Consider the following 15,196-nt stretch of genomic DNA (forward strand, 5'->3'; position numbering starts at 1 on the left):
GTTCTTCTTATTTGCCCTTGGCCGCACGGGCCTTTTCGCGCTCGGCCAGAAATTCGCGCACCGATTCCTGATGGTCATGCGAGGAATAGCAGTAGGCCTGCGCCTGACTGGCCAGCGTGTTGATCTCGTCAAAGCCCAGCTCAAGGCTGCGGTTCAGGATCGACTTGGCCATGGCCTGCGCGGTTTGCGGATGGGTGGCAAAGCCTTTCAGGTAAGCCACCGCCTCGCTGATCAGCGCATCGGGTGCCACCACGCGGTCGACAAGACCGATGGCCAGCGCCTCATCATGCTGAACGGTGCGGCCTGAAAACAGCAGTTCCTTGGCCCGCGCCACGCCCACCCGGCGCGGAATGTGGAAGAAGCCCCCACCATCCGACACCAGACCACGGCGCACGAAATTGGCAGCCACCTCGGCGCCTTGCGCCAGAAACACAAAATCGCAGGTGAGAGCGACATCCAGCCCCAGCCCGAATGCCGGGCCATTGACCGCCGCCACCGTGGGTTTTCCCATGTGGAAAATCTTGCCCAGCGTTTCGTGGAATTCCTTTTGGCGCCACCAGCCCAGTTCGCCCGCCCGGGCGCCCTGATCCACGCGGTCCTGCATGCCACGAATATCGCCGCCCGAGCAGAACACTGCCCCTGCGCCAGTCACCACCACGCCACGAATGGCGCGTTCATCGGCCACGTAATCCACCGCAGCCTTCAGATCAAAGCGCATCTGATCGTCAATCGCATTGCGCACGCGCGGACGGTTGAGCGTCAGAATGGCAATATCATCGACCAGTTCAAGGCCGATGGTTTCAAGCGAGGGGAGCGTGCTCATCAGTCAGCCTTCGAGATCAGTTTGACCAGGACATTGGCCTGGGTGTGGATGTCGCCATCCTGGTTTTCGGCATAGACGAACAGTTCGACCAGACGCTGGCCGTTCTCGTCGATGAATTTGCGCTTCACATGGCCCTTGACCCATGTGCTGTCGCCAAAGAAGTTGAAGCGGCGGTCCTGACTGTCCATCGACACGACAAAGCCATCATCGCCCATCCAGTCGGTGACGATATGGACCAGCATCATCTCGTTATGGATGCCGCCCGCATTGGCCAAAGGCGAACCGAACATTTGCGCGGCACGGTCCGAATAGTGCCAGTCGCGGCGGAAACGGTGCTCGCCGGTCAGCTCGTCAATCGGATGGGTTTGCAAGTGGCCGCGCATCGCCGCCCACTTGATGGCAAAGGAATAGACATAGCAGGACACAACCGTACGCGCCGAAGCATCGCACACGTCATAGATGCCCTTGGCCAGCGGCGGCAATGGCTCGCCCTCGACCACATCTTCCCAATAGAGCGTCTTGCCCCCGCGGCGCTTGATGCCGGCCAACTGTGCGTCAAAGTCATCATGGATGTCCTTCAGCTCGGCCTCGGAATAGCGCTTGTATTCCTTGCCCGCATATTTCGCGCCAACCTTGGACTCTTTCCCACCGCCGCTGGCATCCTTCTGCTTGCGGCGCGAAGGGGGCGTAGCCAGATAGATATTGCGACCCGTGGCAATGGCCTTCACCTCGTCATGCTGGTTCACAAAATAGCGCGGCACGCTTTCAATGAACATGCGATAGGGCTTACCCTCGACCTTCTTCTCTACAAAGCCGCCGTATTTGTCATAGCAGTGGAATTCCTCGCCGGGGCGGATCGGCCCGAAATAGTCATGCTTGTTGCCCGCCGCCAAACGCGCCACACCCGGCACACGCAAACGCCCACCAAACGAAGAGCCGAACGAGATGCAGCTTTCATAGAGCGGCGGGGCAATGATCCCGCCCCAGCGCGTGTTCTGCGCATAGGTGCGGTTGCGCCAGATCGGGTTGGGATCGCCGATCGCATCGGCAAAATGCCGGATCAGATCCTCGGTGACCAGCGCGTTCAAAATGCCGCGTTCATATTCATTGGTCATGATTTCATGGACCGGAACAGGCAGCTTCACCTCGCCGCGCCCGGCGTTGAATTCGGCAATCTTGCGGTCCAGCTTCTCGTTCCATTCGGAATCGGACAGGTTATCCCAATCGGCGTCGGGAGCTGTTGGTGCGGCCATGATGTGACAAACCTCTCGTCTGGAATCTGGTCAAGTTGGGGATTGCCTATCGCCTCGCGCTCGATATTGTCAACAATTTAGCCAACACATTTGGTGACAGTGGTTGCGCCCGCGTGATGCTGCCTCTATCCCCGCCAACCAGCCATCGGGAGAAAACCATGCCGCCAAGGCTCTATGTCGGAACATTGCAAAAGGCCTATCACGCCCAGGAAAATCCATCTGCCTTTGGGATTTATCGCTGGGACCATGATGGCGAAGGCTGGCGCGGTCCGGCGCTTACACCCACGCCCCAACCGGGCTGGCTGGTCATCTCGCCTTGCGGCGGCTTCCTCTATGCCATGAATGAATTGCGCGAGGTCGATGGCGTAGCGGGCGGCGCGATCACTGCCTTTGCCATCCATCCCCGCAGCGGTGATCTGATCGAATTGAACCGCCGCAAGACTGGAGGCAACCCATGCCATGGGGCCATCGACGCCACCGGCCGCTATTTGCTGGTCAGCACATTTCATGGCGGCATGGTGGAAATGTTCCCGCTGGCACCCGATGGCCTTTTGGGTGAAGCCGTGGTCGTCAACCGCCACCAAGGTTCCAGCCTGCACCCCAAGCGGCAAACCGCGCCCCATCCCCATGGCATCGCCATCACGCCGGACAATCGCCTGGTGCTGGTGCCCGATCTGGGGACGGATAGAATCGAAGTCTACGAACTGGACGCCGTTCAGGGGACCTTGCGGCATCTGCCCGAAGCGGCACTTGTCCTGCCGCCTCTGTCCGGCCCACGCCATGCCTTGATCAGCCCATCGGGCCAATGGGCCTATATCATCGCGGAAATGTCGGCGCAGATCATGGTCGTTGCCATAGAAACGCCCCACAGGCTTCGATTGGTGCAATGTATCGACCTGCTGCCCGCCCAGTTTTCCGGCCTCCGCTCGGGCGGGGAACTGGTTTGGGGCGATGATGGCCGCTTCCTTTATGCCACCACCCGCAGCCATGGATCGAGCGGCATGCCGGACAAACCGGGCGTCGATGGTCTGTATTGGCTGGCGATCGATCAGGACAGCGGCTTATTGACTTTGGCAGGATCAAGACCGGCCCATGGCCTGATCCCGCGTGACTGCGCTGTGGCCGATGGCGGGCTATGGGTGGCGCATCAGGCTTCCTCTCTTCTATCATGGCATCCTATCGACCGGGCCACCGGTGCTCTGGGCGCGGCAGAACATGTGCTGGAAACGCCGGTTCCGGCCTGCATCATACCGTGTCCCGCCGCCAAAACCCCATACCAACCATGAGTTGTCGAAAAGAACTCCGGTTGCTAAACGGACCAATAATTGATGGAACGCCCGATGGGGGAGAGCGCCGTTTTGGCCAATAATTCGACCGATGCCGCCATGAAATCTGCCGGCACAAAAAAGAGCACGAAGACGCCCGCCACCAAGGGTAAAATCCCTGCGGCCAGCCTATCGCGCGAAGCTGTGGTAGAAGCGGTGCGCCAGAGCATTTTTCAGGGCCGCCTTGTGCCTGGCCAACGTCTGGTCGAGGCCGAGATCTGCGAGGCGCTGAACGCCAGCCGTGGCAATGTGCGCACGGCCCTGATGGATCTGGAACATGAAGGGCTGGTCGAACGCATCGCCAATCGTGGTGCCCGTGTGCGGATCGTCCCATTGGAAGAGGCGCTGCATATTGTCGAGGTCCGCATGGCGGTGGAGAGCCTGTGCGTTGCCCGCGCTGCTGAAAGAATCACGCCTGAGGATCGCATCGAATTGCAGGCCTTGGCGCAACAATTGACCGAAAAGGCCGAACAGGGCGATGTCGATGGCTATGCCGACACCACCCGCAGCGTGTTTGAAACCTATCTACGTATGGCCAACCAGCCGGTCGCGGCCGAGGTGCTGGCCAAGCTGCGCGCCCGCAACACCCGTCACCGCTATCGCCTGACCTATCGCAAGGACCGCGCGAAAGTGTCGCTGCCCTATTGGCTAGAAATCATCGCCGCCATTTGCGCCGGTGATCCCGCCGCAGCAGAGGCAGCCTTGCGCGCCCATGCGCAAAATGTGCAGGAAACCATGAAAGCCTTGGCCGAGGCGGAGCAACCCTTTGCCGGATTGACCCCGCTCTCGGGCTGATCACTCAAGGGTAGAAGGCAAAGGCCACCGGCTTGGTGGGCAGGGGCACCGGCTCGCCTGTCCGCTGCAAGGCTCCGCTCACCTGATCGATACGGAACAGGCTGATGGTTTGCGACTCCTGATTGCCCACGATCATCCATTGGCCACTAGGATCGATGGCAAAGCTGCGAGGGCGCGAACCGCCGGTGGGCACTTCGCCAATCTGGCGGGCAAGGCCCGTGCGCTGGTTCAGCGCATAGGTGACAATCGTGCTACGGATACGGTTGGAGGCGTAGAGAAAGCGTCCGTCCTTGCCCAAGGCGATCTCGGCCGCGCTTTTTTGCGAGACAGGCGTGCCTGCCGGATCAAGCGGTAACGCCTGCATTGCCGTCAACCGCCCCCGCTTGGCGTCCCAGCGATAGCTGCGCATCTCGGCCGATAGTTCGGTCAGCAAATAGAAAAACCGCCCGTCGCGTGAAAACACCCCGTGGCGCGGCCCTGTGCCCGGGGGCGTGGTGGCAAAGGCGGGCTGGCTAGCCTGTAATTGATGAGTCTTGGGCGCCAGGCGATAGATGAACACCCTGTCCACCCCCATGTCGGGCACCAGCACAAAATGTCCCGTAGGGTCCAGCACCGTGGCATGGGCATGGGGCATGGATTGCTTGGGTACTGCTCCCTTGCCCGTATCGCGCATCAAGGAAGCATAGGGCCACAGGCGGCCATCGCCCCGCACTGGAAAGCTGGTGACCTCTCCACCCCAGAAATTGCCGACGAGCAGCGTCTTTTGCCGCTTGGCATAGGCCAGATAGGTCGGCCCGCTCCCCCCCGATGTTACGCGGGACAAACGGGTCAGCGCGCCATCGGCAGGGTTGATAGCATAGCTGACCACCCCGCCCTGTTCGAAACCATCCGTGCCGGTCTCGCTCACCGAGAAGAGCCAGTGGCTGTCGGCATCCACCGTCAACCACGTCGGGCGAGCCACCGGTGCCGCTTGCCCGACTATGGACAGCCTGCCTTGCCTCCGATCCAACCGCGCCAACCAGATGGCATCGGCCTGCGTGCCGATATAGACCAGCATCGTGTCTTTATGCGCCACCTCTGGCGCTGCCGCCAGGGGGCACGCCGCGCCCATTATCGCCAAACCGGCCAACAGCCTAAGCGCCATAGGTCAAAGCACTCCCTTATTTCTCTTGTCCCTTCCCTAACCGATCCTGCGGCAGGATAGGCTTGCGAATGTTTTATGCCCTCTGTGAAATGCCTGATCCGTTGGGATAGGGTTTGGGCAGACTTGCTATCACCCCGACCAAACGGATAAAACACGAGAGGAGTGGCCGTGCCTGCCCTGCCCCCAAAGCCGCAGACGCAACAGCGTTGGCGGATCATTCTGGCGTTGTTCGCGATTGCCGCCGTCTCCTTTCTTGACCGCAACAATATCTCGATCGCCGCAGCCGCGCTGCAACAGGATTTTGCGCTGTCCAACGTGCAATTGGGGGTCGTGTTCAGCGGCTTTGTCGCCGGTTATGCTCTGGCGCAGCCTTTGGCGGGACGGATTGCCGACCTGTTTGGCCCCACCCGCGTTATCGCCATCGGCATCGTGTGGTGGAGCGCGCTGACCGCCGCGACCGCGATGGTTCCTGCCGGCTATGGTTGGTCGATGGCGCTGCTGATCGCGGTGCGGTTCCTGCTCGGCCTTGGCGAGGCAGTGATCTTTCCCGCCAGCAACCGAATGGTCGCCAACTGGATCCCCGCACGGGAAAGAGGGCTGGCCAATGGCATTATCTTTGCGGGCGTGGGGGTCGGCGCAGGGATTGCTCCGCCGCTGATCACCGCCATTCTGATCCATGCCGACTGGAAATCGGCCTTTTACGCCAGCGCCCTGATCGGCTTGGTGATGCTGGCCTTCTGGCTGCTCTCGGTCAAGGACCGGCCCGAACAGATGGCCGCCGTCTCGCCAAGCGAATTGGCCTATATCCGCGATGGCGTCAGCAGCCCACCGCAGGCCGTGCCGATGGGCTGGGGGCAGATCCTGCGCAACCGCACGCTGGCGCTGCTGGCCTTCTCCTATTTCACCTATGGTTATGTCGCCTACATCTTCTTCACGTGGTTTTTCAAATATCTCTCGGGCGTGCGTGGCCTCGATCTCAAAAGCAGCGGCATCTATGGCATGCTGCCCTTCATCGCCATGGCCATAGCCTCTCCCCTTGGCGGCTATTTCGCCGACCGCATCAGCACAAGCAAAGGCACCCGCATCGGCCGCTGCCTGACCGCCAGCCTCGCGCTGAGCGTGGCGGGCCTGTTCGTTGCGCTGGCCACGCAAGTGGATGATGCACGTCTGGCCACTTTGTTCCTCGCTGGAGGGGCGGGCGCGCTATACATGTCGCAAAGCGCCTTCTGGACCATCTCGGCCAATCTAGGCGGGCGAAGCGCGGGTTCGGTCTCGGGCCTGATGAATATGGCCAACCAGATCGGCGGGGTTGTGACCGCCTCGCTCACACCATGGCTGGCCGACACCTATGGCTGGACCGCCAGCTTTGTCTTTGCCGCTGGCCTCAGCCTGCTGGGCGCGCTGGCATGGCTTTTCATCAATCCCGAAGACCGGCTCGATCCGGCCCTTTGACCGCTGCGGAGAGGACTACACCATGCGCCGACTTACCCTTGCGATTGCCCTTCTGGCCGCGCCTGCATGGGCGCAGGCCGCAACGCCGGAGACGGGCACCTATCCCGCGCTCACCGTCACGCCCGACCCGCTGGTCGACGAATTCAACCGCGTCGAGGCCTCCAGCGTGGCCGATGCGCTGGAACAGCTTTACGGGCTGAGGAATTACCTGCCCCACCAATTCCGTCCCAACCAGACCGCCAAATTCACCGGTCGCGCGCTGACGGTTTATTTGAGACGCGAGGAGCACAAGGAAGGCAGCCCCGCCCAGCAAGGCATGATCGATGCCATTGATGCTGGCGCCCCCGGTTCAGTCTATGTGATGGCCATGGATGGCGCAGACGATTTCGCAGGTATTGGCGCTTTGATGTCCACCACGATGAAGGCGCGCGGCTTTGCAGGCGCGATTGTCGATGGCGGGGTGCGCGACACGCCCGCCTTGGCCAAAATGCAATTCCCTGTGTTCAGCCGCTCGGTCGTGCCCTCGACCACGGTCAACCATTTCCGCTTTGCCGGATCGAACATCCCCGTCACCATTGGCGGGGTGCGGATCGAGGCTGGCGACATTATCGTTGCCGATATGGACGGCGTGGTGGTGGTGCCCAAAGCCAAAGCCGCCGAGGTTCTGGCTAAGGCGCGCGAGTTGGATAATGTCGAACATGCCATGTACCCCTTCATCGAACGCTTCCGCAGCCTGAAGGCGGCAGTGGCGCAATATGGGCGGCTGTAAAATGGCCTATACGCTCTCGATCAATGGACAGGCGCGTCAGGTTGACGTGCCAGAGGATATGCCGCTGCTCTGGGTGCTGCGCGACGAACTGGACATGGTCGGCACCAAATTTGGCTGCGGAGCGGGACTTTGCGGGGCCTGCACGGTGCATCTGGATGGCAATGCGGTGCGTTCGTGCCAGACGCCGGTGGGCGCGGTGGGGACCGCCAGGATCACCACGATCGAGGGCATCGGCCAAACCGCCAAGGGCGCGGCGGTGCAAAAGGCATGGATCGAGGTGGATGCTCCGCAATGCGGCTATTGTCAGGCGGGCCAGATCATGTCCGCCACGGCTCTGCTGACCAGCAACCCCAAGCCTACCCGCACCCAGATCACCGAGGCGATGAGCGGCAATCTGTGCCGCTGCGCTTCCTATCACCGCATTATGGAGGCGATCGAACTGGCCGCCAAGGAGACCGCGCATGCAGGCTGAACTCTCGCGCCGCGGCTTTTTGCGCGCCTCGGCCTTGGTGGGTGGCGGATTGCTGGTGGATTTTTCCATCCCGCTGGAAGCGGCAGAAAGCGGCGCGGTGTTGAACGCCTTTGTCGCCATTGATGCATCGGGCACCATCACCATTGCCGCCCGCAACCCCGAAATGGGCCAAGGCATCAATAACGGCCTGCCGATGATCGTGGCCGAGGAACTGGACGCAGATTGGGCGCAAGTGCGGGTGGAACAGGCCGATCTTGATCCTACCCGTTACGGCCCGCAAGGTTCGGGCGCGTCCATGTCGACCATGATGGGCTATACACCCATGCGTGAGGCAGGCGCGGTGGCGCGCGACATGCTGGTGCGGGCGGCGGCGGCGCGCTGGGGCGTGGCGGTTGATGGTATCACCACCTCGGCCAGCGTGCTATACCACAAGGCGTCCGGCCTTTCGCTGCCCTATGCCGCCGTGGCCAGCGAAGCGGCACGACTGACGCCTGCCAAGTCCGCCGAGGTCAGGCTCAAATCGCCCAAAGACTTCTCCATCATCGGCACGAAGCGCAAGGGCGTGGACACGCCGCGAATCGTCAAAGGCGAACCGCTCTACAGCATCGACACACGCCTGCCCGATATGCTGCACGCAGTGTTTGTCGCGCCGCCCTCGCCCGGCGCGGTGTTGCGCAAAGTGGAGGATACGCAGGCCAAAGCCATGCGCGGCATTCTGGCCATTATCCCCATCAAAGGCGTCCAAGCCAAGGGCACTTTTGCCAGCAGCGTCGACAGCCTGACCGATGGCGTGGCAATTGTGGCCAGCAATTGGTGGTATGCTCAAGCTGCAAAAGAAAAGCTGGTGCTGGAATGGGATGAAAGCGCCGCGCTTGGCCATGGTGATCAGGCCTATGCAGCAAGGGCCAAGGCCCTGCTGGACGCAGGCGGGGGCAAAGTGGCTTTCAAGGAAGGTGATGCCAAAGCCGCTCTGGCCAAGGCGGCCAAGGTGATTTCGGCGCGCTACGACTACCCTTTCCTTGCCCATAACACGATGGAGCCGCATAATTGCACCGCGCAATATCGCGACGGCAAGCTTACTTTCTGGGCGCCTGCGCAACAGCCGGAAAACGGGCGAAAGCTGGTGGCGCAATGCGTGGGCGTGGCCGAAGCCGATATTGTGGTGCATGTCACCCGCATCGGCGGCGGTTTTGGCCGGCGTTTGATGAGCGATTTCATGGCGCAGGCCGGAGCCATTGCCAAGGCCTTGCCCCCCGCACTGTCCGGTCGTCCGGTCAATGTGCTGCATAGCCGCAGCGATGACATCACCCATGACTTCTTCCGCCCCGCCGGTTGGCACGAGTTCAAGGCGGGGATCGATGATCAGGGGCGGATGACCGCCTTTACCAACCATTTCATCTCCTTCGGCCCTGCGCAGGACCCGCAATTCTTTGCCAATATGGCGCCCTTCCATCTGCCCGAAGGCTTACTGCGCGATATCGAGATGACCCATTCGGTGTTCCCCACCGTGATGCCGCTGGGCGCAATGCGGGCGCCGACATCCAATGCCCATGCCTTTGTGTTTCAAGGCTTTCTGGACGAGGTGGCTCGTGCTGGCGGGCGGAGCCTGCCAGCCCTCATACTCGACCTGTTCACTACGGACAAAGTCTATGGCGAGGCGGACAAGGCAGGGGAAACGCCCCGTTCCTTCCACACCGCCCGCGCCCGCGCCGTAGTGCAAAAGGTGATGGCGATGAGCGATTGGGGCAAGGTGCCGCACCGGAAAGGGATCGGGCGCGGCTTTGCCTTCTATTTCTGTCATCGCGGCTATTTCGCCGAAGTGGTGGAAGTGGGCGTCAAGGGCAAGGATGTGCAGGTCCGCAAGGTCTGGGCGGCGGGCGATGTCGGTCGCCAGATCGTCAACCCCCATGCCGCCGAGGCGCAAGTGCGCGGTTCCATCCTCGATGGCCTGTCACAGGCCTTGGACGGAGCAAAAATCACCTTCGAAAACGGCCGCGTGGCACAAAGCAATTTCCACGATCACCCCTTTGGCCGGATCGACCGCCTGCCGCCGGTGGAGATCGCCTTCGTCCCGTCCGACTTCCCGCCCGGCGGTTTGGGAGAGCCCGCTTTGCCGCCAGTCATTCCCGCTTTGGCCAATGCCCTGTATGATGCCACGGGAAATAGGCAGCGCTCGTTACCATTCACTTTGTAGGGCTACGCCAAATTGATACCATAATTGTTGACAATTTTACCCACCATCGGCAACTCTCTCCAAAAGCCCTAGGAGAGAGTTGCCATGATTCAGGCTTGCGCCACAGCCGCGCCTTTGGAACCCGATAGCGACGGCATCCGGCAGGCTTTCGACCAGCCAACCCGGCCCTTCAAATCCCGCAGGCTGACACGCGTTGAAAGGCTGGCCCATGAACAAGCCAGCACCGGTTTCCCCGGTGAGGCGATGGCCCACCAACTCCATAATCTGCGCGTCTTTCTATTTGCCGCTAATGCCGGCAGCATGGCCCGCGCCGCCGAACAATTGTTCAAGGCACCTTCGGCCGTCACCCGCTCGATCACCGAACTGGAACGCGCGCTAGGCAGCGCCTTGTTCCTGCGCCAACCACGCGGCATTACCCTGACCGCCTGTGGCGAGAGTGTCAGGCAAAGGGCCACCCGTATTCAGGAGGAAATCCTGACCGCCGCCCGACCCTTTCTAACCCCTTCGCCGCGCGGTTTCAGCAACAGCCCACATGCGGTCGGCACCTTGCTGTGCAATGGGCGCAAATTGCTGCTGTTGACCTATCTGGCCTCTTTACGGAACATTTCACTGGCCGCGCAAAAGATGGGCATGACACAGGCCGGGGCCAGCATGGCGCTGTCGCGGATGGAGGAAGTGCTGGGACAGGCGCTGTTCCATCGCCGCAATGACGGCATGATCGCCACCGATAGTGCGGAAAAACTGGTGCTGCATGCCCGCCGTATCTTTGCCGAATTGCGCCATATGGAGGCCGAAGTGGCCGCCGAACCGGGGCAGGTGCGGGGCAATGTGGTGATCGGCACCACACCTCTGGGCCGCACCGGTCACATCACGCAGGCGATTGCCAAAGCAATTGCCGATAACCCCGGCCTGCGGATCACCACGGTGGAAGGCTCCTATAACCATCTGGTCGAGATTTTGGGCAAGGGCGAGGTGGACATGGTGGTGGGCGCATTGAGGCCCAGCCATCAATGCCACGGACTGGTAACGCAGCCCCTGTTTGACGACCGACTGGCCATTCTGGCACGCGCCGATCATCCTCTGGCGCAGAAACCTTCCGTCGATCTGACCGAATTGGTCAAGGAACGCTGGGTCATGCCGCGCGCCAATGCGCTGGCCCGCCCGATGATCGAACATGCCTTTGAGCAGGCGGGCGCGACTTTACCGGTCGTGGCGATTGAAACCGGCGATGTCAGCATTGTGCGCCAGTTGCTGCAAAGCACCGATATGTTGGCGGTGACCACCCCCCATCCCTTTGCACAGGACATGACACAGGGGCTGGTCTGCGAATTGTCGGTCGGCCCCTTGGGACTGGTGCGTCAGATCGGCCTGATCCGGCGGCGCGGGGCCGTGCTGAACGCGGCCTGCCAATTGGTGATCGAGGCGATACAGCATGGGGTGCGCGGTTAAATAAACCGCCATGCCAACCAACAAAAAAGGGGGAGTTGACGCTCCCCCTTTTCTATTCTGTCCCGTTCGCCTCGCGCTTAAGCCGGAGCGATCATCGCTTCCCAATTGTCGGGCAGCACGATCTTCTTGGCCGTGGGATAACCATGGCTCTGATTCTGGACATAGCCACGGCTCTGGTTGCGGCCCGGGTCGCCCGCCAGTACGATGCCAATGGCCTCGGGCTTCACGAAGACGCGCACTTCACGTTCCGGATCCTCCGATTGCACATAGGCGTCGGACACCATGCCCTCGGCATGCAATTCCTTCAGGTCAAAGCTGGTATAGCCCAGTTCCCAGGCGTGGCGATACAGCGTGCTGACCTTGATCCTGGTGTTTTCCCAGATGTAGTTTTGCAGATCCTGCTTCGACCAACCATCGCGAGCGATGATCTTGGCCACGCCGGGGCTCATCAGCAACAGCGGGAAGTTCTTGGCCTTCTTGATGCCGGTATGGGCCCAGCCCGCGCACATGCCGCCAAAGATCTCGACCAGACGGTCCGCATGTTCCTTGGCCGTATCGCCCGCCGAATAGATCGGGATCGACGAGCACATCACGCTCTGCACCGTGACGACATTGTCCTCACGCGCAAAGCCCTGATCCTGCGCGAAAGAGGTCCAGCCGATGTCGGTCACGGCATCCTCGTTTTCGGCGGCGGCCACATTCATGCCAAGGCCGATGGTCGCCTTGTCGCTTTCATCGGGGGTAAAGCGCAAGCCCACGATATTGCGCAGGAACATGCGGGCAAAGCGGCCGATCGACGTGTTCGATTGGCGACCCACGCGCATCACGGCGGTGCCATAATTGAAGCCAAGCTGCTTCACGATGGGCCCGCTGACAATCACCATCGGCTCCAGACCGGGGGTGGCGCCAAAGTCGCGGGCATAGAAATTGGGTTCGGACATCGCTTCGACAATGCCGATCAGGATGGGCATATATTCGGGGCGGCAGCCGCTCATCACACCATTGACGGCAGTGGCCCAAATGGTCGCCTCACGGTTGGCAGGCTGGATCACGCCCAGCACTTCGCCCGGATCGCGGGTGGTATAGCGCAGAAAGGCCTCGACGCGCTCTATGGTCGGGGGCGTGACGGGCAGGCCATCGGTCCAGTGGTTGGCGTAAAGGAAATCCTGCACCGCATCATAATCGCCCGAGAAGATCACGTCGCGGGCGGCAGGCTCGCTCAATTCTTCCTCGACCGTAACGGTCTTGGTCAATTCGCGGATGATATTGGGCACCAGCACATTGGCCACATTGGCGCGCAATTCCTCGTCACTCTGCGTCATGATCACGCCGGGGAATTCCGAAATGCCCAGATCGGCCATGCCCTCGCCACGCGCATTCACCACCGCCTGACGCAGGAAAGAGGTTGCCACAATCGTGGTCGCGGGAATGCCCGCACGCTCAGCCACGGCGCTGGCGCGGGCTACGGCGGGGGTGCAGGTGCCGCAACTGCCGATGCCGGTGATCACCGCGCTCACCCCATGCTCATGCAATTTCTCACCCAGCGTGGGCAGCACATCCTTGCCATGGCGGGGCCCGTGAATGTTGCCGAATACTTGCGGAGCGATGAATTTGATGCCGGGGAATTGCGCCGACATAGTCTCCTCGATGACCGGGATCATCTCGTCATGGCGAAAGCCATAATGCGACAAATGGGCGATTGTCGCCTTGGACAGATCGGCAATGCGCGGCTTGGCCTCGATGGCCTTGATCGCGGTGCGGCCCAGCGGCCAGACAATGTCGTAATGTGCTTCACCCATGGCTTGGATCTCCCTTGGCCTCTTGATTGTGGGCTGTTTAGGCAGGGGAGCCGCGCTTGGGTAATGGCGATGCCGGATATCGATATACCTCTATTGATATAAGCAGATGGTATAAATGGCGGGCAATTGCCGGATTGCCCCGCAAACCCTATGCTGCCCCCATGAACCTCGCCCAAATGCGCAGCCTGCTGGCCATCATGGATGCCGATTGCAACATCTCGCTGGCGGCCTCGCGCCTCAATGCCACGCAACCGGCGCTGTCGCGCCAGTTAAAGCAATTGGAAGAAGAGCTTGGCTTTCAGATCTTTTTGCGCCGTGGCAAAAGCCTGGGCCAGCCCACCCCAAGTGGCGCGGCGGTGCTGGGCCATGCCCGCAAATTGCTGGGCGAAATGGCCAATATTGAAACGCTGGCCGCCAACCATCGGCGTGAAACCCGCGGGTTGATGCGGATTGCGGCCACGCAAACGCTAGGCCGTTTTGTCCTTCCGCCCGCCTTGCGCCGGTTAAAGCGCCGCTTTGCCGATCTGCAATTCCGGCTCCACCCCGGCGGGGAAGGCGAATGTATCGCCATGCTGGAACGCGACGAAATCGATCTGGCTTTGGTCAGCACCGAAGGCGAGCGGCCCGCCGCTTTTGCTGCCATCCCCCTGTTTTCATGGCAAAGAGTGCTGGTGGTGCCTGCAGCCCACTCTTGGGCCATGCGCGAGAGGCCAGTCACCTTGGCCGAATTGGCGGACGTGCCGCTGGTGGCCGCCGAAACCATCACCCGCCACGATTACAAACTGGGCCGCAGCTTTCACGCAGCCGGTCTTCACCCCACCATCGCCTGCACCGCGCGCGATGCCGATACAATGAAGACCTTTGTGCGCATGGATCTGGGCGTGGGCGTGATGGCAGAAATGGCCTTGACCGAACAGGACGCAGATCTGATCGCCCTGCCCACCGGACACCTGTTCCCAGGCTGCATCACATGGGCGCTGCTGCGTGGTGACCGGATCCAGCGCGATTTCATCTTTGAACTGCTGCGCGAATTGGCGCCAACCCTATCGATCGAAGCAATAGATAAGGCGTTACAGGGTGATGCCCCTTCACTACCTGGGCTGACGCCAATGGGTTGATTACCGCGCATTGCTCTTGTTCCGTCAACGATAGCAAGCACTGCAGCATTCCTGACGGATCAATTCAGCCTGCCATGCGGCGAAGGCCTCCGCATAGGGCCAATCCGCTCTTGCAGCGCCGGCTAAGCCCCTCGGCCTAAGGTGGTGCCGATTTTTTTGGACAGGGTGACAAGCTCAGCCTGACCTGAGGACTGGCTGGAATGAAGACGACGAGAAAGCGCTACAGTGCAGAGTTCAACGCGATCCGGAGCGATCTGACTCTGGCTGAATTGGCAGCCCAACATGGTGTCCATCACACGATGATCGGCGCGTGGAAGTGTCAGGCGATGGATGACATGGCCCGCCTGTGACGGTGACGACCATACTGCGAAGGCGTCCAGCAAAGCCAAGATCGGTCAGTAGCTGGTGGAACGCGATTTTGTGGCACGAGCCTCGGCAAGACGAATATGGGTCAGAGACGAAAGATGGTTGAGCTATGTTGAGTTGCGCTGAGAATTGACCCGGGAGGGGCGTAAATTTTCACTGAGAATTGACCCATGCTTTCCTCGCCTCCGGCTGACAGTCGGGAGGCATCGGAGTGATCGACATGGACCTACTCAGTGT

The 15,196-nt window shown here is 61.1% G+C and carries 12 protein-coding genes and 1 pseudogene; 9 read left to right on the forward strand and 4 right to left on the reverse strand.

Going from position 1 to position 15,196, the window contains the following annotated elements; all coding sequences use genetic code 11:
• Nucleotides 1-7: 7 nt before the first annotated feature.
• Nucleotides 8-823 (reverse strand): enoyl-CoA hydratase/isomerase family protein, encoded by an 816-nt coding sequence (locus EOE18_RS16925; protein WP_127711720.1) that lies wholly within the window; start codon nt 821-823, stop codon nt 8-10.
• Entirely contained in the window at nt 823-2,076 is a 1,254-nt protein-coding gene (locus EOE18_RS16930) for an FAS1-like dehydratase domain-containing protein (RefSeq protein ID WP_127711722.1), read from the reverse strand. The genes EOE18_RS16925 and EOE18_RS16930 overlap by 1 nt, the downstream gene beginning before the upstream one ends.
• A gap of 35 nt (nt 2,077-2,111) precedes the next feature.
• Here EOE18_RS16930 and EOE18_RS16935 point away from each other — a divergent pair, with 35 nt between their 5' ends.
• Nucleotides 2,112-3,362, forward strand: a complete 1,251-nt coding sequence (locus EOE18_RS16935) for a lactonase family protein (protein ID WP_127711724.1) — start codon at nt 2,112-2,114, stop codon at nt 3,360-3,362.
• Between the two features lie 54 nt (nt 3,363-3,416).
• The gene (locus EOE18_RS16940; RefSeq protein ID WP_220446035.1) at nt 3,417-4,196 is read left to right on the forward strand and encodes a GntR family transcriptional regulator; all 780 of its coding nucleotides are present in this window, start codon (nt 3,417-3,419) and stop codon (nt 4,194-4,196) included.
• A 4-nt stretch (nt 4,197-4,200) separates the two neighbouring features.
• Here the strand turns inward: EOE18_RS16940 and EOE18_RS16945 are convergent, their stop codons facing one another.
• Nucleotides 4,201-5,340 (reverse strand): lactonase family protein, encoded by a 1,140-nt coding sequence (locus EOE18_RS16945; RefSeq protein WP_127711726.1) that lies wholly within the window; start codon nt 5,338-5,340, stop codon nt 4,201-4,203.
• A gap of 168 nt (nt 5,341-5,508) precedes the next feature.
• On the opposite strand from EOE18_RS16945, the gene EOE18_RS16950 reads away from it, so the two are divergent.
• From EOE18_RS16950 to EOE18_RS16970, 5 genes are all read left to right on the forward strand, one after another.
• Nucleotides 5,509-6,792, forward strand: coding sequence for an MFS transporter (locus EOE18_RS16950; RefSeq protein ID WP_220446036.1), 1,284 nt, complete (start codon nt 5,509-5,511; stop codon nt 6,790-6,792).
• A gap of 22 nt (nt 6,793-6,814) precedes the next feature.
• Nucleotides 6,815-7,561 (forward strand): RraA family protein, encoded by a 747-nt coding sequence (locus tag EOE18_RS16955; protein ID WP_127711728.1) that lies wholly within the window; start codon nt 6,815-6,817, stop codon nt 7,559-7,561.
• A 1-nt stretch (nt 7,562) separates the two neighbouring features.
• Nucleotides 7,563-8,033, forward strand: a complete 471-nt coding sequence (locus tag EOE18_RS16960) for a (2Fe-2S)-binding protein (RefSeq protein WP_127711730.1) — start codon at nt 7,563-7,565, stop codon at nt 8,031-8,033.
• The gene (locus EOE18_RS16965) at nt 8,023-10,227 is read left to right on the forward strand and encodes a xanthine dehydrogenase family protein molybdopterin-binding subunit (RefSeq protein ID WP_127711732.1); all 2,205 of its coding nucleotides are present in this window, start codon (nt 8,023-8,025) and stop codon (nt 10,225-10,227) included. The genes EOE18_RS16960 and EOE18_RS16965 overlap by 11 nt, the downstream gene beginning before the upstream one ends.
• An 84-nt stretch (nt 10,228-10,311) precedes the next feature.
• Nucleotides 10,312-11,676 carry a LysR family transcriptional regulator gene (locus EOE18_RS16970; protein ID WP_127711734.1) on the forward strand — a complete coding sequence of 455 codons (1,365 nt, stop codon included), beginning with the start codon at nt 10,312-10,314 and terminating at the stop codon, nt 11,674-11,676.
• A 77-nt stretch (nt 11,677-11,753) separates the two neighbouring features.
• Here EOE18_RS16970 and EOE18_RS16975 read toward each other — a convergent pair whose 3' ends face one another.
• Nucleotides 11,754-13,475, reverse strand: a complete 1,722-nt coding sequence (locus EOE18_RS16975) for a UGSC family (seleno)protein (protein WP_127711736.1) — start codon at nt 13,473-13,475, stop codon at nt 11,754-11,756.
• Nucleotides 13,476-13,636: 161 nt separating this feature from the next.
• Here EOE18_RS16975 and EOE18_RS16980 point away from each other — a divergent pair, with 161 nt between their 5' ends.
• Nucleotides 13,637-14,593 carry a LysR substrate-binding domain-containing protein gene (locus tag EOE18_RS16980; RefSeq protein ID WP_127711738.1) on the forward strand — a complete coding sequence of 319 codons (957 nt, stop codon included), beginning with the start codon at nt 13,637-13,639 and terminating at the stop codon, nt 14,591-14,593.
• A 200-nt stretch (nt 14,594-14,793) separates the two neighbouring features.
• Nucleotides 14,794-14,934 (forward strand): annotated as a pseudogene (locus EOE18_RS18550) (transposase); the annotation flags it as partial.
• Between the last annotated feature and the right edge of the window lie 262 nt (nt 14,935-15,196).

The sequence above is a fragment of the Novosphingobium umbonatum genome (genome assembly GCF_004005905.1).
Classification (GTDB): Bacteria; Pseudomonadota; Alphaproteobacteria; order Sphingomonadales; family Sphingomonadaceae; genus Novosphingobium; species Novosphingobium umbonatum.